Annotated in this window: 22 protein-coding genes; 13 read left to right on the forward strand and 9 right to left on the reverse strand. The window is 69.5% G+C overall.

Annotation, left to right across the window (positions count from 1 at the left end; translation table 11 throughout):
- Window positions 1-21 precede the first annotated feature (21 nt).
- The gene (locus Q0C38_RS06485; protein ID WP_291296256.1) at window positions 22-786 is read right to left on the reverse strand and encodes an SDR family NAD(P)-dependent oxidoreductase; all 765 of its coding nucleotides are present in this window, start codon (window positions 784-786) and stop codon (window positions 22-24) included.
- A gap of 200 nt (window positions 787-986) precedes the next feature.
- Between Q0C38_RS06485 and Q0C38_RS06490 the strand changes: the two genes are divergently transcribed.
- From Q0C38_RS06490 to Q0C38_RS06505, 4 genes are read left to right on the forward strand one after another with little or no spacing between them, the layout of a single operon-like run.
- On the forward strand, window positions 987-2186 hold the full coding sequence (locus tag Q0C38_RS06490; protein WP_291296257.1) for a CaiB/BaiF CoA-transferase family protein: 1200 nt from the start codon (window positions 987-989) through the stop codon (window positions 2184-2186).
- Window positions 2186-3112: an alpha/beta fold hydrolase gene (locus Q0C38_RS06495; protein ID WP_291296258.1), complete on the forward strand. Its 927-nt coding sequence runs from the start codon at window positions 2186-2188 to the stop codon at window positions 3110-3112. The genes Q0C38_RS06490 and Q0C38_RS06495 overlap by 1 nt, the downstream gene beginning before the upstream one ends.
- A 17-nt stretch (window positions 3113-3129) precedes the next feature.
- Window positions 3130-4701 carry an ABC transporter substrate-binding protein gene (locus Q0C38_RS06500; RefSeq protein WP_291296259.1) on the forward strand — a complete coding sequence of 524 codons (1572 nt, stop codon included), beginning with the start codon at window positions 3130-3132 and terminating at the stop codon, window positions 4699-4701.
- On the forward strand, window positions 4698-6140 hold the full coding sequence (locus tag Q0C38_RS06505; RefSeq protein WP_291296260.1) for an amidase: 1443 nt from the start codon (window positions 4698-4700) through the stop codon (window positions 6138-6140). The genes Q0C38_RS06500 and Q0C38_RS06505 overlap by 4 nt, the downstream gene beginning before the upstream one ends.
- On the opposite strand, the gene Q0C38_RS06510 is transcribed toward Q0C38_RS06505, so the two are convergent.
- Window positions 6130-7011 carry a helix-turn-helix transcriptional regulator gene (locus Q0C38_RS06510; RefSeq protein WP_291296261.1) on the reverse strand — a complete coding sequence of 294 codons (882 nt, stop codon included), beginning with the start codon at window positions 7009-7011 and terminating at the stop codon, window positions 6130-6132. The genes Q0C38_RS06505 and Q0C38_RS06510 overlap by 11 nt on opposite strands.
- Window positions 7012-7113: 102 nt before the next feature.
- Here Q0C38_RS06510 and Q0C38_RS06515 point away from each other — a divergent pair, with 102 nt between their 5' ends.
- From Q0C38_RS06515 to Q0C38_RS06555, 9 genes are all read left to right on the forward strand, one after another.
- A complete protein-coding gene (locus Q0C38_RS06515) occupies window positions 7114-7818 on the forward strand; it encodes an ABC transporter permease (RefSeq protein WP_291296262.1) in 705 nt (234 codons plus the stop codon).
- The gene (locus Q0C38_RS06520) at window positions 7818-8540 is read left to right on the forward strand and encodes an ATP-binding cassette domain-containing protein (RefSeq protein WP_291296263.1); all 723 of its coding nucleotides are present in this window, start codon (window positions 7818-7820) and stop codon (window positions 8538-8540) included. Before Q0C38_RS06515 ends, Q0C38_RS06520 begins: the two co-directional genes overlap by 1 nt.
- 35 nt (window positions 8541-8575) lie before the next feature.
- On the forward strand, window positions 8576-9412 hold the full coding sequence (locus Q0C38_RS06525; protein WP_408870012.1) for a substrate-binding domain-containing protein: 837 nt from the start codon (window positions 8576-8578) through the stop codon (window positions 9410-9412).
- A gap of 386 nt (window positions 9413-9798) precedes the next feature.
- Complete coding sequence (locus Q0C38_RS06530; protein ID WP_291296264.1) at window positions 9799-10254, forward strand: iron chelate uptake ABC transporter family permease subunit; 456 nt, start codon at window positions 9799-9801, stop codon at window positions 10252-10254.
- Entirely contained in the window at window positions 10251-10736 is a 486-nt protein-coding gene (locus tag Q0C38_RS06535) for an ABC transporter ATP-binding protein (protein WP_291296265.1), read from the forward strand. The genes Q0C38_RS06530 and Q0C38_RS06535 overlap by 4 nt, the downstream gene beginning before the upstream one ends.
- A 192-nt stretch (window positions 10737-10928) precedes the next feature.
- A complete protein-coding gene (locus tag Q0C38_RS06540; protein ID WP_291296266.1) occupies window positions 10929-11885 on the forward strand; it encodes an extracellular solute-binding protein in 957 nt (318 codons plus the stop codon).
- 35 nt (window positions 11886-11920) lie between these two features.
- Window positions 11921-12937, forward strand: coding sequence for an ABC transporter ATP-binding protein (locus Q0C38_RS06545; protein WP_408870014.1), 1017 nt, complete (start codon window positions 11921-11923; stop codon window positions 12935-12937).
- Complete coding sequence (locus Q0C38_RS06550) at window positions 12934-15009, forward strand: iron ABC transporter permease (RefSeq protein ID WP_291296267.1); 2076 nt, start codon at window positions 12934-12936, stop codon at window positions 15007-15009. Before Q0C38_RS06545 ends, Q0C38_RS06550 begins: the two co-directional genes overlap by 4 nt.
- Window positions 15006-16202 (forward strand): aminotransferase class III-fold pyridoxal phosphate-dependent enzyme, encoded by a 1197-nt coding sequence (locus Q0C38_RS06555; RefSeq protein WP_291296268.1) that lies wholly within the window; start codon window positions 15006-15008, stop codon window positions 16200-16202. Before Q0C38_RS06550 ends, Q0C38_RS06555 begins: the two co-directional genes overlap by 4 nt.
- Here the strand turns inward: Q0C38_RS06555 and Q0C38_RS06560 are convergent.
- Genes Q0C38_RS06560 through Q0C38_RS06590 form a run of 7 tightly spaced genes read right to left on the reverse strand, consistent with a single transcriptional unit; the run spans window position 16199 to window position 23041 of the window.
- Window positions 16199-16966 carry an HpcH/HpaI aldolase/citrate lyase family protein gene (locus tag Q0C38_RS06560; RefSeq protein ID WP_291296269.1) on the reverse strand — a complete coding sequence of 256 codons (768 nt, stop codon included), beginning with the start codon at window positions 16964-16966 and terminating at the stop codon, window positions 16199-16201. The two genes, Q0C38_RS06555 and Q0C38_RS06560, sit on opposite strands and share 4 nt — an antisense overlap.
- The gene (locus tag Q0C38_RS06565; RefSeq protein ID WP_291296270.1) at window positions 16953-18926 is read right to left on the reverse strand and encodes a dehydrogenase E1 component subunit alpha/beta; all 1974 of its coding nucleotides are present in this window, start codon (window positions 18924-18926) and stop codon (window positions 16953-16955) included. The genes Q0C38_RS06560 and Q0C38_RS06565 overlap by 14 nt, the downstream gene beginning before the upstream one ends.
- The gene (locus Q0C38_RS06570) at window positions 18919-19326 is read right to left on the reverse strand and encodes a RidA family protein (protein WP_291296271.1); all 408 of its coding nucleotides are present in this window, start codon (window positions 19324-19326) and stop codon (window positions 18919-18921) included. Before Q0C38_RS06570 ends, Q0C38_RS06565 begins: the two co-directional genes overlap by 8 nt.
- Window positions 19327-19328: 2 nt before the next feature.
- On the reverse strand, window positions 19329-20642 hold the full coding sequence (locus Q0C38_RS06575) for a TRAP transporter large permease subunit (RefSeq protein ID WP_291296272.1): 1314 nt from the start codon (window positions 20640-20642) through the stop codon (window positions 19329-19331).
- Window positions 20643-21122, reverse strand: coding sequence for a TRAP transporter small permease subunit (locus Q0C38_RS06580; protein WP_291296273.1), 480 nt, complete (start codon window positions 21120-21122; stop codon window positions 20643-20645).
- Window positions 21119-22129 (reverse strand): TRAP transporter substrate-binding protein DctP, encoded by a 1011-nt coding sequence (gene dctP, locus Q0C38_RS06585; protein WP_291296274.1) that lies wholly within the window; start codon window positions 22127-22129, stop codon window positions 21119-21121. Before dctP ends, Q0C38_RS06580 begins: the two co-directional genes overlap by 4 nt.
- A gap of 30 nt (window positions 22130-22159) precedes the next feature.
- Window positions 22160-23041 carry a 3-keto-5-aminohexanoate cleavage protein gene (locus Q0C38_RS06590; RefSeq protein WP_291296275.1) on the reverse strand — a complete coding sequence of 294 codons (882 nt, stop codon included), beginning with the start codon at window positions 23039-23041 and terminating at the stop codon, window positions 22160-22162.
- Window positions 23042-23095: the final 54 nt, after the last annotated feature.

Raw genomic sequence — 23095 nt, forward strand, 5'->3', positions numbered from 1 at the left:
CCACGCCAGCGCGGCGCCGCCTCAGGGGAGGTAGGCGCCGCCGCTGATGTGGATCGACTGGCCCGTGATGAACGCGCTCGCCGGCAGGCAGAGATGCACGATCATCGCCGCGACCTGATCCACCGTTCCCTCGCCGCCGCCAAGCGGCTGCGGCGAACCGCCCGGGCGTGACGGCGGCTCGCCCGACGTCGCGCTGCGCTGGCCGCCGATCTTGCCCGGCACCACACAGTTCACCGTGACGTTGTGCTCGGCGAACTCGACCGCCAGCGCCTTCGTCAGCCCGACGATGCCGGCCTTCGCCGTGCTCACATGCGCGCGCTGGTATGCGCCGATATGCGCCGTGACCCCGCCCATGTTCACGATCCTGCCGCCGCCGGCGGCGATCATGTGCGGCAGCGCCGCGCGCGAGCACAGGAACGCGCCGTCGAGGATGATCGACATCACCGACCGCCAGGCGGAGAGCTCCATCTCGAGGAAGGGCGCAATCGCGCGATCGGCGGCGTTGTTCACGAGGATGTCGAGGCGGCCGAAGCGCGAGACGGTCTCCGCCACCATCGCGGCGACCTGAGCCTCGTAAGTCACGTCGGCGAGCAGCGCCATGGCCTTGCCGCCGCGCGCGCGGATCTCCTCGGCAACGCCCTCCGCCTCGCCGATCGAGGCGCGGGTGTTCACGACCACCGCCGCGCCGCGTTCGGCCAGCGCCAGGGCCGTCGCCCGCCCGTTGCGCCGCGCGGCACCCGTGACCAGGGCCACCTTTCCAGCAAGCGGCGCCGTCACTTCGCCCATCGTCTCGCTCCCCCTCGGTGCGCGTCGTCGCGACCGTCGATGCCCCGATAGCACCGGGCGAGCGCGGAGACGAGATGCCGCGATCATCGTTATCCGCGCCGCCGGGCCTTGATCACCCTTCGCGCGGTCCATACGCTGCCCGCACGATACGGCAGCGCAGCACTGCGCCGGCCGGTGCAACTGTCGGCGGAGAGTGCGCAGTGAGTGAAAGGCGTCTGCCCCTGGAGCGGTTCAGGGTGCTCGATCTCACGGCCCACCGCGCAGGGCCGACCTGCGCGCGCCAGCTCGCCGACTGGGGCGCCGACGTGATCAAGATCGAGCCTCCCGCAGCGCTCGATGACGAGGCCGGCGGCGGCGTCATCGGCCGTCGCGGCGGATCCGACTTCCAGAACCTTCACCGCAACAAGCGGGGGTTGACGCTCGACCTCAAGCAGGCGGAGGGGAAGGCGATCTTCTTCAAGCTGGTCGAAACCGCCGATGTGGTGCTCGAGAACTACCGCTCCGACGTGAAGGTGCGGCTCGGCATCGACTATCCGCATGTCAGCGCGGTCAATCCGCGCATCGTATACGGCAGCATCTCGGGCTTCGGGCAGGACGGGCCGTACGCGACCCGGCCTGGCGTCGACCAGATCGCGCAGGGCATGGGCGGGCTGATGTCGATCACCGGCCATCCCGGGCAGGAGCCGACACGCGTCGGCATCCCGATCGCCGACCTCACCTCCGGCCACTTCCTCGCCCAGGGCGTGCTCATCGCGCTGCTCGACCGCGAGGTGACGGGGCAGGGCCAGTGGGTCCACACCTCGCTCCTTGAGGCCCAGATCGCGATGCTCGACTTCCAGGCGGCGCGCTGGCTGATCGACCACGAGGTGCCGAAGCAGGCCGGCAACAACCACCCGACGAGCACGCCGACAGGCGTGTTCCCGACGCGCGACGGCCAGGTGAACATCGCCGCCGCCGGCGACAGGCTCTATCGTCGCCTGTGCGAGGCGATCGGCCGGCCGGAGCTGATCACTCACCCGGACTTCGCCGACACGGGCCTCAGGACGCGCAACCGTGAGGCGCTGAACGCCATCGTCGCCGACCATACGCGCACGCGCACGAGTGCCGAGATCACCGAGCTCCTGACGCGGGCGGGCGTTCCCTGCGGCCCGATCTACCGCATCGACGAGACCTTCGCCGACCCGCAGGTGCAACATCTCGGCATCGCGCGGAAGGTGGAGCACGCGACGCAAGGTACGCTCGGCATGGTCGGGCAGCCGATCAACCTCTCCGCCGCCCCGCAGCCCGAGATGCTCCGTCTGCCGACGCCCGAGCGCGGCGAGCACAGCGATGCGGTGCTCGCCGAGCTCGGCTACGACGCGGCGGCGATCGCGGCGTTTCGTGCCGGGAACATCATCTGATGGCGGCGGCAACCGACGCCGGGCTCGCCCCGGCGCCGATCCCGTCCGATCTCGCCGCGCTCGGTGCCGCGCCCGCCGCCATCATCGCCGCGATCGAAGCGCAGTCCACTCGGATGCTCACGCCCTGCGGCGAGGGTGATCTCGTCTGGCGGGCCTGGGGGGCGGGGCCGCCGCTCGTGCTGTTCCATGGCGGTTACGGGTCATGGACGCATTGGATCCGCACCATCCTGCCGTTTGCCGCGCGCCACCGCGTCATTGCTGTCGACCTGCCGGGGCTTGGCGAATCCGCTCACGCGCCGGAACCGCACACGGCCGAGGGGCTGGCGTCGATCCTTCTCGCCGGCCTCGATCGCATCCTTTTTCCCGGCGAGACGGTCGATCTCGTCGGCTTCTCCTTCGGCGGCGTGCTCGGCGGCCATGTCGCGGCGGGGCTTGGCGACAGGCTCGGGCACTTCGTTGCCGTCGGGGCCGGCGGGCTCGGCCTGCCGCGGGCTGACATGGAACCGCTGCGCTCCTGGCGCGCGGCGGAACCGGGTGAGGCGCGGCTCGCCGTCCACCGCGATAACCTGGCGATCCTGATGTTTGCCGATCCCCGCAGGATCGACCCGCTCGCTCTCTACCTGCAGCAGCGGAATGCCGAGAACGGACGCGTGAAGAGCCCAGTGATCAGCCGCACCGACACGCTGCGCCAGGCGCTGCCGCGCATTCGCGGCAGGCTCTCAGGCATCTGGGGGGGCGAGGACAATGTCGCACGCGGCAACATCGCCGTGCGTGGCGAGGTGCTGCGCGCGGCGCAGGCGGATGCCGCCTTCGCGGTGATCCCCGGCGCCGGCCACTGGGTCGCCTACGAGGCGGCAGAGGAATTCAACGCAACGCTCGCCAGCCTGCTTGATGCTGCCCCGCACGGCGCAGCGCGCCCTTCATGAACGCACGGGAGAACGCCATGAGCTTTCGATGCCGCCTGGCCGGCTGGGTGCTGGCCCTTCTGCTCATCGTCTCACCGGCAATGGCGGCGGAACTCCGCGTCGGCCTTGCCGCCGCGCCCACCTCCCTCGATCCGCATTTCCACAACAACGGCGTGAACAACGCCCAGGCGCGCCACGTGTTCGAATCGCTCACGGCGCAGGATGCGAACCAGCAGCTGAAGCCCGGCTTGGCCGAGTCCTGGCGGCTGGTCGACGACACGACCTGGGAGTTCCAGCTTCGCCGCAACGTCACCTTCCACGATGGCACGCCCTTCACGTCCGATGACGTCGCCTTCTCGCTGTCCCGCGCGCCCAACGTGCCGAACAGCCCCTCGTCGTTCGGCACCTTCACGAAGCAGATCAAGGCGACGACGATCGTCGATCCGCACACGATCCGGCTGCACACCGATGGCCCGGCGCCGCTGCTCGCGATCGACGTGAGCTCTGTCGCCATCGTGTCGCGCAAGCATGGCGAGGGGGCGACGACGTCGGACTACCAGACGGGCCGCGCGATGATCGGCACCGGCCCCTACCGCTTTCTCGAGCATATCCCCAACGACAGGATCGTCTACGCCCGCAACGAGGCCTACTGGGGCGGCGTGGAGCCCTGGCAACGGGTGACTTTTCGCATCATCACCGTCGGGCCGTCGCGCGTCGCCGCCCTGCTCGCCGGCGATGTCGACCTCATCTCCGACGTGCCGACGACCGACATGGCGCGGCTGAAGCAACGGCCGAACGTCCGCCTCTGGTCCGGCGTGTCGAACCGCATGACGTTCCTGTCCGTCGACGTACACAACGTGGTGCCGATCGCGGGCAACATCTCCGACAAGGAGGGCAACCCGCTTCCCACCAACCCGATGCGCGACATCCGCGTGCGCCAAGCGCTCTCGCTCGCGATCGACCGTGACATCATCGTCGACCGCGTCAACGAGGGCGAGGCGATCCGCGCCAACCAGCTCGTGCCCGAGACGTTCTTCGGCTACAACCCGGCGATCAGGCCGGAGACGCCCGATCTCGCCGCCGCGCGCGGGCTGCTTGCCGAGGCGGGCTACCCGAACGGCTTCCGCCTGGTGCTCCATACCTCGAACGACCGCATCATCAACGCCGTGCGCACGGTGCAGGTGATCGCGCAGATGTGGGGGCGCATCGGCATCCAGGTGCAGGTCGATGCGATGCCGCACACGGTCTATAGCGGCCGCACCGCGCGCAACGAGCTCTCCCACATGCTGCACAGCTGGGGGGCGGGAACGGGCGAGGCGCTCGGCACCTTCGTCGGCATCGTGCACACGCGCGGCGGTGCCTTCGGCGGCTCCAACCGCGGCCGCTACTCGAACCCCGAGGTCGATGCCGCGATCAGGCGCGCCCTCGTCACGGTCGACGAGGACAAGCGCCGCGCCATCCTGCAGGACATCATGGCCACGGTGGTGAACGACAAGGCGATCCTGCCGCTGGTGTTCTGGGTCTCGACCTGGGCGACCACGCCGGCTCTCACCTACGTTCCACAGGCGAACCAGGCGACGCTGGCGATGGCCGTGCGGCCGGCACGGTGAGCGCGCTCTGTGATCTGCCGGCCGTCACGCTGCGGCGGCTGATTGGCGCGCGGCGGATCTCGCCGGTCGAGCTGCTGGAGAGCTGCATCGCGCGGATCGAGGCGGTGAACCCTGCCGTCAACGCCATCGTCGCGACCGATTTCGACCGTGGCCGCGCGCTCGCGCGCGGGGCGGAGGCGAAGGTGATGCGGGGCGAGGCGCTCGGGCCCCTGCATGGCCTTCCCGTCGGCATCAAGGACCTGAACGACACCGAGGGGCTTCGCACGACCTACGGCTCGCCGATGTTCGCCGAGCATGTGCCGGCGCGGGACGAGCGCGTGATCGCGGCGCTGAAGCAGGCGGGAGCGATCGTCGTCGCCAAGACGAACACGCCCGAGTTCGGCACCGGCGGCAACACGATCAACGACGTCTATGGCGCGACGGGGAACGCGTTCGACCCCGCCCTCTCCTGTGCCGGCTCGAGCGGCGGTTCGGGCGTGGCGCTGGCTGCCTCGATGCTGCCGCTCTGCACCGGCTCCGACACCGGCGGGTCACTGCGGAAGCCCGCCGCATGGTCGGGCGTCGTCGGCTTCCGGCCCACGCCCGGGCTCGTGCCGTCGGAGAAGCGGCGGCAGGGTTTGTCGGTTCTCTCCGTGCAGGGGCCGATGGGGCGCGACGTGGCGGACACGGCGCTGCTGCTCGGCGCGATGGCCGGCACCGACAGTCGCGACCCGATGGCCAACCCGCTGCTCTCGCCCGAGGCATTGACGCTGCGTCGGCCGGTGGATCTCTCGTCGCTCCGCGTTGCCTTCTCGGTCGATCTCGGCTTCGCGCCGATCGCGCCCAGCATCCGCCGCGTGTTCGAGGGCCGGATGGCGGCGATCGCGGGAAGCGTCGCGCGCTGCGAGGCGGAGAACCCCGACATGGCTGGGATCGAGCGTGCCTACCGCGTGATCCGCTGCACCAACTTCCTTGCATCGTTCCGCCAGTATTACGAGCGCGATCCGGCCCTGCTCGGCCGCAATACGCGCAGCAACTATGAGGAGGGGCTGCGCTACACGCTCGCCGACCTCGCCGCCGCCAACGCCGAGCAGACGCGCGTCTACCGTGCCTTCCAGGGCTTCTTCGAGCGGCATGACCTGTTGCTGCTGCCGTGCCAGGCGCTGACGCCCTTTCCGAAGGAGCTGCCATTCCCGACGGAGATGGAGGGCATTCCGCTCACAGGCTATTTCGACACCTCGGGCATCACTTACGGCATCTCGATGACGGGGCACCCGGCCATCTGCATCCCCTGCGGGCGTGACGAGGCCGGCATGCCGTTCGGGCTGCAGATCGTCGGCCCACGCGGGCGCGATGGGTTCACGCTAGATGCCGCCCTCGCGCTCGAGCAGCTCTTCGCCGACACGCCAGCGCTCGCGCGCCCGCTGCCCGACATCGCCGCGCTCTCGATCAGAGGTTGAACGCGACAGTGCCTACAGCGGAGACGTCGTAGCCGCCGAGGCGGGCTGCCCGGGCCTTGTGCTGCGCGCCCTGCACGAAGCGCAGCAGCGCCTGCAGCGGCGGCTCGAAATAGTGCCGCCGTTCCATGACAAGATCGAACCGTTCACGGATCAATGGCACGAAGCCCAGGCCCCGCTGGTCCGCCTCCGCGCGGATGCCGAACCCGGCATCCGCCCGGCCATCTACCACGGCGGCGGCCACCTCGTCCTCCGCCAGGGCGGGCTCGGGCAGGAGCCGCACCTGTTCGAGCCTGATGCCGGCTTCCGCCAGCAGGTGAACGAGCAGCAGGTGGCTGCCCGCGCGATTCTGTCGGCCGATGACGTGGAGCTTCGGGCTCGCCAGGTCCGCCACGCCGGTAAGCCCGAGCGGATTGCCTTGGGGAACGATCAGTCCCTGGTCCCGCCAGGCCCAGACGATGCCGACGATCGCGCGGCCTGGCAGCATCTCGCGCGCTGCCTGCTCGTTGAAGGTTGCGGTATCGGCGTCGAGCAGATGCACGGCGGCAGCCACCGCGCCGCTGTCTGCCAGCACCGATAGCCCTTCGAGGCTGCCACCGGCGCGCAGCGCGAGGCCGCAGCCTGATTGCCGAACCGCCCAGTCGAGCAACGGGTCGTGGCTGCCGGCGATGATGGGCGGGGCGGCGCCGCCGCTGCCGGTCGCGGCAGTGTCGGCCTGCCCGGCAAGCCAACGTTCGAGCCGCGCGCGTGGGAATATCCATTTGCCGCCGATCTGTGCTGCTGGCACGCGCCGCTCACGCGCGAAGGCGTAGAGCGAGCGCTCCGACAGGCGGAGGAAGGCGGCGGCCTCCTTCAGGGTCAAGACATCCGGCATAGACTGGCAAAATCCGGCAAATGATGTCGTGCCGTCAAGCCCAGCGCTGCTTGACGGCATATCTCTCCATCATCAGCTTTCAAGCATCCCCCGGGAGGATACGTGCAGGATCTTGCTTCTGCCTTTGCGACCGCGCTTGCCCTGATCGCTGCCGGCGACAGGTCGGTCGCGCAGATCGTGCTGTTGTCGCTTCGCGTCAGCCTGACGGCGCTCATGGTTGCTGCACTTGTCGGCTTGCCGCTCGGTGCGCTGCTTGCCGTCACGCGGTTTCCTGGGCGGCGGGTGATTGTCGTCGTGCTGAACGCGCTCATGGGCCTGCCGCCGGTGGTCGCCGGGCTGCTGATCTACCTGCTGCTCTCGCGCTCCGGCCCACTCGGGCCGCTCGGCCTGCTGTTCACACCGACGGCAATGGTGATTGCGCAAGCCGTGCTGATCACCCCGATCCTCGCCGCCCTCACGCGTCAGGTGCTCGAGGGCCTGTGGGACGAGTACGCCGAGCAACTCCGCTCCTTCGGCGCGAGTGCTGCGCGTGCGGTGCCGACGCTGCTGTGGGACGGGCGCTTCGCCCTGCTCACCGTGCTGCTCGCCGGCTTCGGCCGCGCGAGTGCAGAAGTGGGGGCCGTGATGATCGTCGGCGGCAACATCGAGGGCTTCACCCGCGTGATGACGACCGCGATCGCGCTCGAGACGAGCAAGGGCGACCTGCCGCTCGCGCTCGCGCTCGGCATGATCCTGATGCTGATCGTTGTCGCGGTGAACGTGCTGGCGCAGGGGCTTCGCGACGCCGCCGGGCGCTGGACGGGCTGATGCGCGCGCCCGACACCATCCTGCCGCTGCGCACCGATGGCCTCGGCTTCACCGCTGGCGGCGTGCCGATCCTCGCGGATGTCGATCTCACGATCGAAGCAGGCGCGCCCACGCTCGTGATCGGCCCAAATGGTGCGGGCAAGAGCGTGCTGCTGCGCCTGCTGCACGGGCTTCTCGCGCCGAGCGCTGGCTGCGTGGCGTGGGATGGTCCGGCGCCCAACCCGGAACGGCGCCAGGCAATGGTGTTCCAGCGCCCCGTGCTGCTTCGCCGCAGTGTGCTCGCCAACACGCTCTACCCGCTCAGGCTCGCCCGAATTGCTGGGGACGAAAGCGAGATGCGTGCGCGCGCGGCGCTGTCCCTCGTCGGCCTCGCCGCGCTCGCCGATCGCCCCGCGCGGCGGCTGTCGGGCGGTGAGCAGCAGCGGCTCGCGCTCGCCCGCGCAGCCGCCCTCGGCCCCGAGATCCTGTTCCTCGACGAGCCCTGCGCAAGCCTCGACCCGGCTGCGACGCGGGCGGTCGAGGAGATCGTCGCCACCCTCGCCGGCCGCGGCACGAAGATCGTGATGACGACGCACGACCTCGGCCAGGTGCGCCGGCTGGCCGGCGATGTCGTCTTCCTCCACCGCGGCCGGGTGCGCGAGCACACGCCTGCCGCCCAGTTCTTCGCAGCACCAGCAAGCGCGGAAGCCACGTCATTCCTGCGTGGCGAGCTGCTGTGGTGACGCAACTGCACACACACCACGAACGAGCTGTTCCGATGATCACGATCATGCGCCGAACGGCACTTGGAGCAGCTTTTGCCCTGCTTGCATTGCCGACGCTCGCGCAGGAACGCTCCATCACCGTGGCGAGTACGACGAGCACCGAGCAGTCGGGCTTGTTCGGCCACATCCTGCCGATCTTCACGCGCGAGACGGGCATCACGGTGCGCGTTGTCGCACTCGGCACCGGCCAGGCACTCGATGTCGGCCGCCGTGGCGATGCCGATGTGGTGTTCGTGCATGACCGCGCGGCGGAGCAGCGCTTCGTCTCGGAAGGCTTCGGGCGCGAGCGGCGGCACGTGATGTACAACGACTTCGTTGTTGTGGGCCCCGCCGCCGATCCTGCGCGCGTCAGTGGCGGGCGTGACACGCTCGCGGCCCTGCGGGGCATCGCCGCCGCGAAGGCGCCGTTCGTTAGCCGTGGCGACCGCTCGGGCACGCATGCGGCGGAGCTTCGGCTTTGGCAGGCAGCGGGCGTCGACCCGCTGGCAGGGCGCGGGCAGTGGTATCGCGAAGTCGGGCAGGGCATGGGGCCTGCGCTGAACACGGCGGCTGCGCAGAACGCCTACATCCTGACCGATCGCGGCACCTGGCTCTCGTTCCGCAACCGCCAGGACCTGCGCATCGCCGTCGAGGGTGATGCACGGCTGTTCAACCAATACGGCTTGATGCTGGTGAACCCCGAGAAGCACCCGCACGTGAAGGCGGCCGATGGCCAGCGCTTCATCGATTGGCTGCTCTCTACCCCGGGGCAGCAGGCGATTGCCGGGTTCAAGATCGGCGGCGAGCAGTTGTTCTTCCCCAACGCCGCCGACGCCGAGCCGGTGTCGTGAGGCGGCGGGCGTTCGTGACGGCCGCGGCCGGCGCGGCCGCAGTGCCCGCGGTGCTCGGCCAGGCGATGGCCCAGCCGGCCGGGGGCGCACCGCAGTCCACGTCCGCCTGGAGCAGCGGCAGCTAGCGCTTCTCCCTGGCTCTCCTGGCGAGCTCGGCCTCCTCCAGGCGCTCGCCGAGCGGTTCACCGCGGCGAATGACGCGCAGATGGCGTGGTTCTTCGCCGGCTCCGGCGCGGCGATGGAGCATCCGCGTGCGCGGCGCGTCGACATCATCCTCGCCCACGCCCCGCAAGCCGAGCGCCGCGCTGTCGCCGATGGATGGGCCACAGGCCGCGCGCTGTTCGGATCGAACGAGTTCTGGGTCCTCGGCCCCGGAGGATCCAGCCGTGATCAGCCTGCTGCAGATCCTCGCCGATCCGTACAACCAGCTGCCCGCCATCACCTTCCGGCTGCTGGGTGCGCTGTCGGGTACCACGCGGGGTCACCTGCTGGTCGCGGCGCTGCCGGCGCTGGCAGCGCTCGCGCTGCTGTTCCTTGTGCGCTGGCGGCTGGACCTGCTGACGCTCGGCGAGGATGAGGCGCGCGCGCTTGGCGTGAACACGACGCTGCTGCGCGCGGCAGCGATCATCGGCGCGACGCTGGCCACCGCCTCCGTCACCGCGATCGCCGGTGCTGAGGGGCCGCTCTCGATGCTGCTCGGGGCCGCGTTCCTGCTCGCGGTCGATACGGTCGCGCGAACGGCGGCGCGGGTGGAGATCCCGCTCGGCATCCTCACCACCGCGCTCGGCACGCCGCTGTTCCTGTGGCTGCTCGCGCGTGCACGCCGGGGGACGGCGGCATGAGTACGCTGATCGAGGCGCGCGGCCTCGGCGTTGGTCATGGGCGGCGCATCGTTGCTGAGGGGATCGGTTTCAGCGTTGCCGCGGGCAGCGTGCTCTGCCTGCTGGGCGGGGAGCGGCAGCTGGTGCTGATCGCCCGCGCGCTGGCGCAGCAGACCGTCGCGCTGGTCATGGACCAGCCGACGACGCGCCTCGATCTCGGCAACCAGACGCTGGTGCTGCGCCAAGTACGCCTGCTCGCCGAGCGTGACGGGCTTGGCGTGCTGATGACGACGCATCACCCCGACCATGCGTTCCTTGTCGGCGATGCAGCGGCGATGCTGCATCGCGGCCGCCTGACGGGCCCCGATCGGCCGGAGCGTCTGATCACCGCGTCGTTGTTGGGCGAGGCCTATGGGGTCGAGACCGTGATCGGCGCCGTGCCGACGCCTGACAGAGACCGTCGCGTCTCCGCACCAATCAACGGACGCAGCGTCGCGCGCTGATCGTCCCGACATGTCGGTCGCGTCATCGGGATTTGGCGACGGGTCATGCAGTGGCTGTGAGGCGCATCATCGCGCAGAGGCGTTCTGTCACGCGACTGACACTGAACCGCCATCGCAACGCAAGATGCACCTGCTAGCGTTGATCACCGGCAAAAGGGCATCAGCCCGGCCATGACCGAGGGAGAGTTTCGCATGCGGACGTTGCGCGTTCTGTCGCTGTGCCTTGCCGCTGCCGCGACACTTGCCCTGGCACAGCCGGCCACCGCACGTGAGCTCGTCATCTACAATGCGTCCGACAGCGTGAACACACCACTCGTTGCTGCCTTCCGCGAGCGCCATCCCGACATCAACGTCCGTTTCGTCTCGGGCTCGACTGGCCCGATCGCGGAACGTGCGATTGCCGAGCGGGCACGGCCGCAGGCGGACGTGATCTACCTCGTGAACAACGTGGCCCTCGAGCAGCTGAAGACCGCAGGCGTGTTCGAGCCCTATCGCCCGCGTGGCGCCGAGCTTCCCGAGCAGTTCCGCGACGCCGACGATTTCTTCGTGCTGCACTTCGCGACGACGATGTGCATGGTGGTGAACACCGAGCGTCTTGCCGCGCGCAAGCTGCCCATGCCTGTCGCGTGGGAGGACCTGATCCGCCCTGTCTACAAGGGCGAGATCTCGCTGCCCTCGCCGCTGCGCTCCGGCACGGGGGTGGGCATCCTCACAACCTTCGTCGATGCGTTCGGCTGGAATTTCGTCGAGAACCTGCACCAGAACGTGCGGCAGTATTCCGACGGCGGCTCGGGTGGTGCGCAGATGGCGGCGGCCGGCGAGGTTGCGATCGGCCTCACCTTCGACACCACCTGCCACAGCCTGAAATCAGCTGGGCGACCTGTCGAGATCGTCTATGGCCGCATCACGCCCAACGTGATGGAAGGCGGCGGGCTCGTGGCCGGGGCGCGCAACCCCGCCGAGGCGAAGCTGTTCCTGGATTTCATGGCGAGCGTGGATGCGGCCCGCGTGCTTGGCCGGCTGGTCGGGGCAACCGCGCATGCGGGGCATGGCCTGGTTGACCTCAACAGCGTCTCGCTCTGGACGATGCGCCGCCCGGTCGATGCAGCGGCCTTCCGCCGCACCTTCGCCGAACGGTTCCAGCGCTGAGCACGCGCGGGATCACTGCTTCACGATCGGATCGGCTGCGGTTCGAGGTCGTCACCAAGGCGTTCGGGCCGGCACGCGCAGTCGACGGCATCTCGCTCTCGATCGCGCCAGGCGAGTTTGTCACGCTTCTTGGCGCGTCGGGCTGCGGCAAGACGACGCTGCTGCGGATCGCTGCCGGCTTCGTCGCGCCCGATGGCGGCCGCGTGCTGATCGACGGCGTCGACGCGACCGATGCGCCGCCGGGCAAGCGCGGCATGGGCTTCGTGTTCCAGTCCTACGCGCTGTTTCCGACAAAGACGGTGGCCGAGAATATCGGCTTCGCGCTCGCCATCACCGGCGAACGCAGGGCGGCGATCGCCGATCGTGTGCGCGAGGTCGCGGCGATGGTCTCGCTCGAGGCGCTGCTTGCGCGCTATCCGCACGAGCTTTCCGGTGGCCAGCAGCAGCGCGTCGCACTTGCGCGGGCGATTGCCGCGCGGCCGCGCGTGCTGCTGCTCGATGAACCGCTCGCCGCCCTCGATGCGGCCATCAGGCTTCGCCTGCGCGATGAGATCCGCGCATTGACCGATCGCCTCGGCATCACCGCGCTCTACGTCACGCATGACCAGGAGGAGGCGCTCGCGATCTCCGACCGTGTCGTGGTGATGCGCGAGGGAAGGATCGAGCAGGAGGGGCCGCCATCCTCGATCTATCTGCGGCCAGCGAGCCGTTTCGTCGCGGGCTTCGTCGGCACCGGAACACTGATCGACGGAACCATCTCCGGCGGCGTGCCGGAGGCCGAAGGCATCGCGTGGCCAGCGGAACGCGGGCTCGCGGATGGCGCCTGCACGCTTGTCGTGAGGCCGGAGGAGCTCGCCCTGGCGAATGGTGGCGCCTCGCTCCGTGGCGTCGTCGAGCAGTCGCGATTTCTAGGCGCGGCACTGCGCGTCTCGGTCAGGCTCGCATCGGGTGTCGTCGTCGTCGCTGATCTTCCCTCCCGCCTTGCCTCGGTACGGGTCGGCGATGCGCTTGCCCTCTCGCCCGCCGCAGCGCCGGCCATCCTGCGCGGATGAGCCTGCGGCGCCGCCTGCCAGGCATCGCGCTTGCCCTCGGCGTTACGCTGCCGCTCGTGCTGTTCATCGCCTGGCCGATCGCCACCGTTCTCGTGCGCGGCTTCGTGATCGACGGCGCGATGCCGCAGTGGCGGCTGCGCGCGCTCACCGAACAGGCGCTCGCCGTGCTGCCGGAGGAGCGGCGGGCTGAGAACATGGCGCGATGGTCGGTGCTGCGTGGGGATCGGGAGCGGGCGGAGGCGATCGCTGCCGCCTTCCGGCTCGCCGGCCTTGCCCCGCCCTGGGACGTGACGGCAGCGTTCGACGCGCAGCTTGCGGCAGCCGATGCTGCGCTTGCCTCGCTCGCTGCGGAGTCGCGGGAGGCCGTCGAGGCGGTGCGCCCGATCGCCGCGGTGATGCTGCACCGGCGAGTCGCCCTCGCCTTCCAGGTGCGTGACCTGGTGCCGCCCGAGATGTTCGACGCGCTGCGGACAGGCACCGAAACGCGCATCGGCCTTGACCACTACCGCGCCCCGCTCGACGACCCCTATCTCAGGCGGGCGGCACTCAACAGCCTCTCCTTCGCGCTCTTCGCCTGCGTGGCAACGACGCTGCTTGCATTCGCGCTTGCCTTCGCCGTCAACCGAGGCGGCGTGTCCAGCCCCGGCATCGTGCGCGCCATCACGCTGACGCCGCTCGTCGCGCCCCCTGTGCTGGTCGCGACCGCCGTAGTGATGCTGTTCGGGAGGCGCGGGCTCGTGACTGACGCGCTGCTCGAACGACAGCTCGGCCTGATCGATGCCGACGTGACGAACATCTATGGCTTCGCCGGCATCCTGCTCGCCCAGGTTCTCTCCTTCGTGCCTGCAGCGTTCATCGTTCTCGACAACACGCTGCGGCGCCAGGACGGGCGCCTGGACGAAGCCGCGGCGATCCTCGGCGCGTCGCGGCTTCGCGCGTTCCGCGAGGTGACGCTGCCGCTCGCTTGGCCAGGCCTCAAGCGCGCGCTCGTGCTCGTGTTCATCCTAAGCCTGACGGATTTCGGCAACCCGCTGCTGCTCGCGGGCCGTGACGTGCCGGTGATTGCGGCCGTGATCTACGACGAGATGACGGCATTCCGTAACACGGGGCTTGCCGCAGCGCTCGCCGTCTGGCTGCTCGCACCTGGTCTTCTGCTCCACCTTGCGCTCGAGCGTCTTGGGCGAGGGCGGCGCTTCGACACTGTCCCCGGTGCGGCATCGGAAGCAGCACTGCCACGCAGCTGGCGCGTCGCGCTCTCGGCCGTCGCTGCCGGCGTCTGCGTGACGATCCTGCTCGTCTACGCAACGATCGCGCTTGGCGCCGTCACTCGGATCTGGGGTGTCGACTGGAACTTCACGCTCGGCCACTTCACGACGGAGGGCGTCGCTGTCGGCCATGGCGGCACGGGCTATGGCAGCAGCGATCGCGGCGTCGGACTGGTGTGGCAGAGCCTGGCCGTCGCGCTCATCGCCGCACCGCTGGGCGGGCTCGCTGGCGTGCTGCTTGCCTTTGTGCTCGAACGCGTCCGCCCGCCCGGTGGCGAGGCGCTGGCGTTCACAGCACTTCTGCCTGCCGTGCTGCCCGGCCTGATCTTCGGCATCGGCTACATCCTCGCCTTCAACCTTCCTTTCGGCATCGAGGCACTGTCGCTCACCGGCACGTCGTCGATCCTCGTGCTCAACATCCTGTTCGGGAACATGTTCGTCGGCGTGCTGGCGGGGCGCGCGGCGCTCCAGCGCGCAGACCCGGCGATCGAGGAAGCGGCGGAAGGGCTTGGCGCCGGCATCGTTCGCCGCTTCCTGAGCGTGACGCTGCCGTTGCTTCGGCCCGCGCTGCTGCTCGGCATGCTCTACGTGTTCGTCGATGGGATGACCACGCTCTCCTCCGTCATCTTCCTCGTCAGCGGCACACACAAGCTCGCCTCCGTCGCCATCTTCAACCACGCCACCGGCAGCGATTTCGGTGGTGCTGCAGCCAAGAGCGTGGTGATCCTGGCACTTGCCGGCATCGCGATGACGGGCATCTGGTGGCTCGACCGGCGCGACCGCATCCGGCTTGGAGGAATCCGATGAGCGATGCGGCAGCCCTGGTCGCGCGCGATGCCGCGACGTTCTTCCGCCAGCGCGGCTCGACGCCGTGCCTCTCCGCGCTGCGGCATGTCGGGGGAACCTGGATTGAGGATGCCGATGGCCGCCGCATGCTCGATTTCCACGGCAACACCGTTCACCATATCGGCCACGCCCATCCGCGGCTGATCGCTGCGCTGAAGGAGCAGCTCGAGACCCTGCCCTTCTGCCCGCGTCGCTACACGAACGAGCAGGCCGTGCTGTTGGCCGAGGCGCTGCTGTCGCACTGGCCGGGCCCGCCCGCGCGCGTGCTGTTCGCGACAGGCGGATCGGACGCGATCGAGATCGCGCTCAAGCTCGCGCGGGTCGCAACGGGGCGGTTCGAGACGGTCTCGATCGAGGGCAGCTATCATGGCGATGGATTCGCTGCCCTCGGCCTCGCTGCCTCTGCGCATGATGCGCGGCTCGGCCCCTTGCTGCCGGGTCGTCGCCACGTCACCCCCTACTGGGTCGACGCTGACCGCATGATCGCCGAGACCCGCGCGCACCTTGCCGGCGGTGGCATCGCTGCCGTGGTGGCGGAGCCGATGCGCTCATCCTGCCACGTCCCGCCCGATGGCCTTTGGCCCGAGATCCGTCGGCTATGCACCGAGGCCGGAACGAAGCTGATCTTCGACGAGATCCCGAGCGGACTTGGCAAGACCGGCCGCTTCTTCGCCTTCGAACATTTCGGTGCCGTTCCTGACGCCGTGGTGCTCGGCAAGGCACTTGGCGGCGGCGTGGTGCCGATCGCTGCGGTGATCGCCGATGCAGAGATGGACATCGCCCCCGAACTTGCACTCGGCCACTACACGCACGAGAAGAACCCGCTCACCTGCCGCGCGGCACTCGAGACGCTGCGCATCATTGCCGATGAGGGCCTCGTGTCGCGGGCCGCGGTGATGGGTGACCGCCTGGCTGTACGAGTCGAGGCCGCCACTGGGCTGCGGCCGCGCGGCCTCGGGCTTCTCCGCGTGCTGCCCCTTCCTGCGCCGTGGCAAGGCGCGGCTGACGCCTTCGCCGAGGCTGCGTGGGAGGAGGGGATCTCCGCCACGGCGAAGGGTTCCTCCGGCTTCGGCCTGTCGCCACCGCTGACGGTGTGTGAGGCGGAAATCGACCTCGCCGCAGCGGCGCTCGCCCGCGCCATCGCCCGGCGCTAGCGCGCGAGGCCGGCCCAGCGTGAGGCGGCATCGGCCAGCAGGATCTTGTCGGTGCCGATGGTGAAGACGCGGATGCCGCGTGCACGCCACGCCGCGATCTGCGCCGCACCGGCGACGGGGTCCGGGTCGAACACGGGCAGGATGACCGGCAGTGAAACGGCCTCCGCCGCCGCGATCAGACGGTCAAGGCCGCGCTGCACCGCCGGGTGGCGCCAGTCACCGCGATGGCCGAGCGAGACGGCAAGGTCGAACGGACCGGCCATCACGGCCGTGAGGCCCGGAACGGCGACGATCTCCTCGATTGCCGCGATGCCATCGCCACTCTCGACGAGGGCGATGCAGCCGGCTTCCGTCGCGGTCTCGAACCGTTTCCAGTCACGGATGAAGTGATCGCCCGCGCGGACGCAAGGGCAGGCACCGCGCGTGCCCGCCGGCGCATAGCGCGTTGCGGCGACAGCATCGCGTGCCATCGCGGCACTCGCCACGCCCGGCACGACGACCGCGACGGCCCCGGCATCGAGTACCGGCGCGATGGCGTCAATGCTGCGCACGCGGGCGAGCGGCGCCAACCCAGCCGCATCGCAGCCACGCAGGAGATCGACCGCGCGTTCGAGCCCGAAATGACCATGCTCGAGGTCGACGATGGCATAGTCGAAGCCGCCGGCCGCGATGATCTCGGCAGTTTCCGGGTGCGGGATCTGCAGCCAGGTGCCGAGAACTGGGCCCTTTCCGGCGAGAAGGGCTGCGAAGCTACGCCGGCGCATGGCGTCCGGCGAGCGTTCGTACCGCGGCCACGATGCGCGCAGCGTCGGGGATCACGGCGCGCTCCAGCGTGTCGTTGTAGGGGATCGGCAGGTCGGGGTTGCCGAGCCGGGTGACGGGCGCATCGAGCCAGTCGAAGCACTCCTCCTGCACGCGGGCGGAAATCTCGGCCCCGATGCCGCCCGTGATGCAGGCCTCGTGGACGATGAGGCAGCGACTGGTCCGCCGCACGGAAGCGGCGATCGTTTCGATATCCAGCGGCCGGATCGTGCGCGGGTCGATCACCTCGGCCTCAATGCCCTCGCGCGCAAGCGTGCGGGCGGCCGCGAGCGCGCGCGGCACCATCGCCTGGATGGCGACGATGGTGATGTCTCGCCCGGGCCGCTTGATGTCGGCGCGGCCGAGCGGCAGCGCGTAGGCGCCCTCGGGCACGGGACCGCGCCCCTCGACATAGAGCAGCTTGTGCTCGCAGAACACGACCGGCCCGTCATGGCGGATCGCGCTCATCAGCAGGCCCTTCGCGTCATACGGCGTGGCGGGGGCAACGACGACGAGGCCGGGCACATGCGCGAACCAGGCCTCCAGGCACTGACTGTGCTGCGCCGCGAGCCGGATGCCGCCGCCCTGCGGCCCGCGGATCACGATCGGCACCGTCGGTGCCCCGCCGAGCATGAACCGCGCCTTGGCCGCCTGGTTGACGATCATGTCCATCATCAGCGTCACGAAGTCGAAGATCTGCACCTCCGCCACGGGGCGGTAGCCGCGCAGCGCAGCACCGACGGCCAGCCCGCCGATCGCCTGTTCGCTGATCGGCGTATCGCGCACCCGCGCCGGGCCGAAACGATCACGCAGCCCGCGCGAGCAGCCGAAGATCCCACCGATGCGGCCGACATCCTCGCCGATCAGCAGCACGCGCTCATTCTCCGTCATCGCCTCGTGCAAGGCCTCGTTGATCGCCTCGACATAGGAGATCTCGCGTTCTCCAGGCGGCGGCGGGTTGGGCGAAGCCGGCAGGGGCGGCGCGACGGCTGGCGCCATCGTTTCCCATTCAGGCTCTGGCGCCGCGCGGGCGGCAGTGACGGCCTGTTCGATCTCGGCGTCCACCGCTGCACGGAGTGTCGCGAGCGAGGCAGCATCGGCGAGGCCGGCGGCAAGGATCGTGGCCTCGAGCCGGGCGATCGGGTCGCGCGCGCGGCCCTCGCGTTCCTCCTCCTCCGCCCGGTAGGCGGGAAGGTTGGCACGCATCGAATGGTCACCCCATCGCCAGGTGCGCGCCTCGATGAAGCTTGGCCCATCGCCGCCGCGTGCGCGTGCTGCGGCCTTGCCAACGGTAGCATGGAGCGCGACGGCGTCGTTGCCATCGACCGTGACGCCGTGCATGCCGTACACGCCCGCGCGGGCGGCAAGGCCCGGGCCAGCGGTGCTCTCGGCCTGCGATGTCGAGAGGCCGTAGAGATTGTTCTCGCAGAGGAAGATCAGCGGCAGGCGCCACAGCGCGGCGACATTCATCGCCTCGTGCACCACGCCCTCGTTCGCCGCCCCATCGCCGAAGAAGACGATGCCGATGCTGCCGCCAGCGAGCAGCGAGGCGAGGGCGGCACCGCAGGCAAGCCCAGGCCCGGCACCGACCACGCCGTTCGCGCCGAGGATGCCGAGGGAGAGATCGGCGATGTGCATCGAGCCACCGAGACCGCCGCAATAGCCCGTGGCGCGGCCCATCAGCTCTGCCATCATCCGCTCCATCGACGCGCCCTTGGCGATGGTGTGGCCGTGGCCGCGGTGATGCGTGAGGATCCAGTCCTCGTCGGTCAGGTGCGCGCAGGAGGCAGCGGCGATCGCCTCCTGGCCCACGCAGGAATGCGCCGTTCCCTTCACGATGCCGTCGCGGAACAACGCGATCACGCGCTCGTCGAAGCGGCGGACGCGCAGCATCATGCGGAGGAGGGCGAGGTGGTCAGCCATCGGTGAGGTTCAGCACGGCAGTGCACTTGATCTCGCAGACGATGCCGGGCGTTGAGAAGGCAGCGACGCCGAAGCCCGTCCATGTCGGGTAGGGCGGGGCCTTGAAGTACTCGTCCTTCACCTCGCGGAACACGGCCAGCGCGCCGGGGAAGTCGAGGAACCAGGTCTCCATCTCGACGATGTCGGTGAAGCCCGCACCTGCCGCGGCGAGCACCAGCCCGACATTCTCGAGCGCCTGGACGTATTGCGCGCGTGGCTCCTCCACGACACTCATGTTGGCGCGGCGCCCCACCATGCCGGCGATGTAAAGCGTGTCATCCACCAGCACGCCTGGCGCGTAGCGATGCAGCTTCCACAGCGCCTCCATCCCGGGCGGAATGATGATCCTGCGTTTCGGCATGCTCAGAGCCCCTTCGGAAGCCAGAGTGCGAGTTGGGGGAAGGCAATGACCAGCGCGAGGCCGACCACCTGGAGGCCGACGAAGGGCCACATCGCGCCGAAGATCTCCTCGAGCGACATGTCGGGCGGTGCGACTCCCTTGAGATAAAACGCAGCCGGCGCGAAGGGTGGCGTCAGGTACGCGATCTGCATCGCGATGTTGAACAGGATGCCGAACCACAGCGGATCGAACCCGAGCGCGGTGATCGTCGGCACGAAGATCGGCATGGTGAGCAGCATGATGCCGATCCAGTCGAGGAACATGCCGAGCAGGATCCAGACGCCGACCATCACGAGAACGATGCCGAGCGGCGGCAACGGGATCGACCGGAACAGCGCCGTGGCGTAGGCGATGCCGCCGACGAGGTTGTAGACGCCGATCAGCGCATTCGTGCCGAGCACGAGCCAGAGCACGACGCCGCAGGTCGACATCGTCTGCAGCACCGCCTCGCGCAGCAGCGACAGGCGAAGCTCCCCACGGATCAGGCAGGCGATCAGCGTTCCGGCAACGCCCATCCCGGCACTCTCCGTGACTGACGCGATGCCAAGATAGATCGACCCGAGCACCGTGAAGGCAACGAACAGCGGAAGGGCGACGCCCCTGAGCAGGGCGATCTTCTCCCGCATCGGCATGTCGAGGATCTCGGGCGGCGGCAGCGGGCCGAGTGTGGGGTCGAGGGCGCAGCGCGTGAGGATGTAGCCGATGTAGAGCGAGGCGAGCAGGAGCCCGGGCACCAGCGTCGCGAGGAAGAGGTCGCCGATCGGAACGTTGGCCGTGAGACCGTAGAACACGAGGATGATCGAGGGCGGGATCATCGTACCGAGCGACCCGGCCGAGCAGACGGTGCCGATGGCGAGCCGCCGCTGGTAGCCGAGGCGGAGGAGCTGTGGGAGGGCGACGAGACCGAGCACGACGATCTCGCCGCCGATCACGCCGACCGTGGCGGCGAGCACCACGCCCACCATCGTCGTCATCGCAGCGATCCCGCCGCGCAGCCGGCCTGCCCAGACGGAGAAGGCGGTGTAGAGATCCCGCGCCAGCCCGCTGCGCTCCAGGATCGAGGCCATCAGCACGAACAGCGGCACGCTGACGAGAACGTAGCTGTCGAGGAACGAGTAGGTGCGCGATGACAGCAGCATCAGCGCATCGGGCCCGAAGATCCAGAGCGTCAGCGCAACGGCGATCGCGCCCGAGGAGAAGGCGAGCGGAACGCCGATCAGCAACGTGACGAGGATGCCGCCGATGATCAGCAGCGTGACGAGCTCGATCGGTGGCATTCAGCGCCGCCGCACCAGGCGCTGGGCGACCACGAGGAGGAACAGGAACGCGCCCACGGCGAGCCCTGTCCGCACGATGGCCGGCAGCGGCCAGTTGGGCGGACCGGCCGTCAACTCGGGTGCCCACGACCCTGCCTCGAACCGCCACACCGCCTCGATCGCCTGGCCGAGTGCCGCGTGGAACAGCCCGGCGAGGTAGATCACGCCAACCACGAGCGCGATCACCTCGCACGCCGCCCTTCCGCGCGCTGGCAGGCGATCGACCAGCACGGTGATGCGGATATGCTCATTCCGCACGAAGGCGTAGGCACCGCCGAGAGCGAAGCCGACTGCACAGAGCGTGGTGGTCGTCTCATGGGCCCAGCGCGTCGGCGCGCCGAACAGGTAGCGGGCCGTCACCTCCCAAACGGTCACGGCGACGGCGGCGAGGAACACCCAAGCCGCCGCCCGCCCGATCGCGAGCGTTGCGCGATCGATCATGCGCGCGCGCGGAACGCCCGGAGACTGTCGAGAATCTGCTTCGCCTGCGGGCTGCGCGGCGCGTAGGTGTCCTGCACCGCGGCGGCGATCGCGGCGAGCTTGTCGATCTCGGCGGTGGGCCACTCGATGATGGTGATGCCATCGGCCCGCATCTTCGCGAGCGCCTCCGCATCGTCGCGCTCGATCGCTGCCTTGTGCGCGGCCGACATCTTCTTCACCGCCGCGCCGATCGCCTGGCGCGCGTCGGCCGGAAGCCCGTCCCAGCGCCGCTTGGAGAAGGAGACCTCGCAGGTCGGCATCGAGTGGTTGGCCGCGACGCTGAACCGCGCGTAGCGGTAGAGGCCGACGGCGAAGTTGAGCCCGGGGTTCGCCTGGTCCGCTGCGTCGACCACGCCGGATTGCAGCGCGTTGAACAGCTCCGGCAGCGGCAGGTTCACCACTGATGCGCCTGCACGCCCGAACACCTCGGCGATCATCCCGGGCGGGCAGCGCACCTTCAGCCCCCTGAGGTCCTCCACCGTATTCAGCGCGCGGCGCGAGGGGATGTGCTCGCCCGGCCAGTAGAACTGGTCGACATAATACAGGCCGAAGCGGTCATAGAGGGCGCGGCCGAGCTCGACGCCACTGCCCTCGCTGAACCACCGGTCGCGGGCATCCACTGACGGGAAGGTGGCGCCCGTGTCGCCGAGGATGACGAAGCCAGCATCCTTGCTGGCGAACCACGACGGGGCGGCGAACTGGCCATCGAGGATGCCGTTGCGCACGGTGTCGAGCAGTTCCGTTGGCGCAACGACAGCGCCGCCGGGCAGGACCGAGATCGTCACGCGCCCACCGGTTGCCGCGCGCACATCCTCGGCGAACTGGGTGGCGACGATGTGCAGCGCCGAGTTCGTGCCGAGGAAGTGCTGCATCCTGAGCGTGGTGCCCTGGGCCAGCGCCGGTGGCGCGACATAGGGCAGGGCGAGGGTTGCGGGTGCTGCGGCGAGCAGCGTGCGGCGCTTGAGCATTGTGACGTCTCCCACGTGTCGGTGTTGCGATCAGCGCATGCCGAGGATGGCGCGCGCCTCTTCGGGTGTGGCGACCTCGCGGCCGAGGTCGCGTGCGATCTCGCCGATGCGGCGGATCAGGTCGGCGTTCGTTGGCTGGCCGAGCTCGCTGTAGGTGTAGTCGCCGAGGCCGATGGCGATGTGGCCGCCCTGGGCGATGATGGCAGCGGCAAGCGCGAAAAGGTTTCCGCCGAAATTCACCACCGTCCATTCGATGTGCCGGCCTTCGGGCAGGAAATCGAGATGCGCCTGGAGGCCGCGCAGCGTGCCGGGGTGGCCGCCGAGGAAGGTGTTGTCGGTCAGGCAGAGGCAGAGGAAGCCGGGCTCGTCGAGCAGGCCCATCTCCATGAAGGCGCCGACATAGCGCGTGAACCCGACGGTCCACGAGACGAGGTAGGGCTTCAGCCCCGCACCACGGATTTCCTTGGCGAAATGCATCAACGTGCCGGTCGAGTTCCGGTAGACGAGCTCGGTCGTCTCGAAGCGGCGTCCCTGGGCGTTGTAGCGATCGACGTTGACCGAGCCCATGTCCATCGGCGCGAAATGCGGCGCGGTTGCGGGGTCCTTGGCCATCGCGATCACGTGCGCGAGCCGCGCTTCGGGCGTGGCGTCGAGCGTCACGTACCCGAGCGTCGGGTGCACCAGGATGTCGGATGCCGCGCGGATGCGGCGAACCGTCTCGGCGTAGCTCGCGGCCTCATGGTCGGGCGCGCCGTCCGGCTTGCGGGCGTGGAAGTGCAGGATGGAGGCACCCGCATCGCGGCAGGCGACGGCATCGCGGGCGATCTCCTCCGGCGTGTACGGCACGTGCGGGTTGCCCTGCTCGCGCAGCATGTACTCGTTCACGCGCGCCTCGATGATCAGCTTGCGCATCGGCTGTCACAAATTGATATGGCGAAAGGCATATCATAGGTCCCCGGAATCATT

Source organism: Elioraea sp. (assembly GCF_022842375.1).
Classification (GTDB): Bacteria; Pseudomonadota; Alphaproteobacteria; order Acetobacterales; family Acetobacteraceae; genus Elioraea_A.

Coding starts and splice junctions, on each gene's coding strand:
- Q0C38_RS06485 (WP_291296256.1), bottom strand. CDS start 786: ATGGGCGAAGTGACGGCGCCGCTTGCTGGAAAGGTGGCCCTGGTCACG.
- Q0C38_RS06495 (WP_291296258.1), top strand. CDS start 2,186: ATGGCGGCGGCAACCGACGCCGGGCTCGCCCCGGCGCCGATCCCGTCC.
- Q0C38_RS06500 (WP_291296259.1), top strand. CDS start 3,130: ATGAGCTTTCGATGCCGCCTGGCCGGCTGGGTGCTGGCCCTTCTGCTC.
- Q0C38_RS06510 (WP_291296261.1), bottom strand. CDS start 7,011: ATGCCGGATGTCTTGACCCTGAAGGAGGCCGCCGCCTTCCTCCGCCTG.
- Q0C38_RS06520 (WP_291296263.1), top strand. CDS start 7,818: ATGCGCGCGCCCGACACCATCCTGCCGCTGCGCACCGATGGCCTCGGC.
- Q0C38_RS06525 (WP_408870012.1), top strand. CDS start 8,576: ATGATCACGATCATGCGCCGAACGGCACTTGGAGCAGCTTTTGCCCTG.
- Q0C38_RS06535 (WP_291296265.1), top strand. CDS start 10,251: ATGAGTACGCTGATCGAGGCGCGCGGCCTCGGCGTTGGTCATGGGCGG.
- Q0C38_RS06540 (WP_291296266.1), top strand. CDS start 10,929: ATGCGGACGTTGCGCGTTCTGTCGCTGTGCCTTGCCGCTGCCGCGACA.
- Q0C38_RS06550 (WP_291296267.1), top strand. CDS start 12,934: ATGAGCCTGCGGCGCCGCCTGCCAGGCATCGCGCTTGCCCTCGGCGTT.
- Q0C38_RS06555 (WP_291296268.1), top strand. CDS start 15,006: ATGAGCGATGCGGCAGCCCTGGTCGCGCGCGATGCCGCGACGTTCTTC.
- Q0C38_RS06560 (WP_291296269.1), bottom strand. CDS start 16,966: ATGCGCCGGCGTAGCTTCGCAGCCCTTCTCGCCGGAAAGGGCCCAGTT.
- Q0C38_RS06565 (WP_291296270.1), bottom strand. CDS start 18,926: ATGGCTGACCACCTCGCCCTCCTCCGCATGATGCTGCGCGTCCGCCGC.
- Q0C38_RS06570 (WP_291296271.1), bottom strand. CDS start 19,326: ATGCCGAAACGCAGGATCATCATTCCGCCCGGGATGGAGGCGCTGTGG.
- Q0C38_RS06575 (WP_291296272.1), bottom strand. CDS start 20,642: ATGCCACCGATCGAGCTCGTCACGCTGCTGATCATCGGCGGCATCCTC.
- Q0C38_RS06580 (WP_291296273.1), bottom strand. CDS start 21,122: ATGATCGATCGCGCAACGCTCGCGATCGGGCGGGCGGCGGCTTGGGTG.
- dctP (WP_291296274.1), bottom strand. CDS start 22,129: ATGCTCAAGCGCCGCACGCTGCTCGCCGCAGCACCCGCAACCCTCGCC.
- Q0C38_RS06590 (WP_291296275.1), bottom strand. CDS start 23,041: ATGCGCAAGCTGATCATCGAGGCGCGCGTGAACGAGTACATGCTGCGC.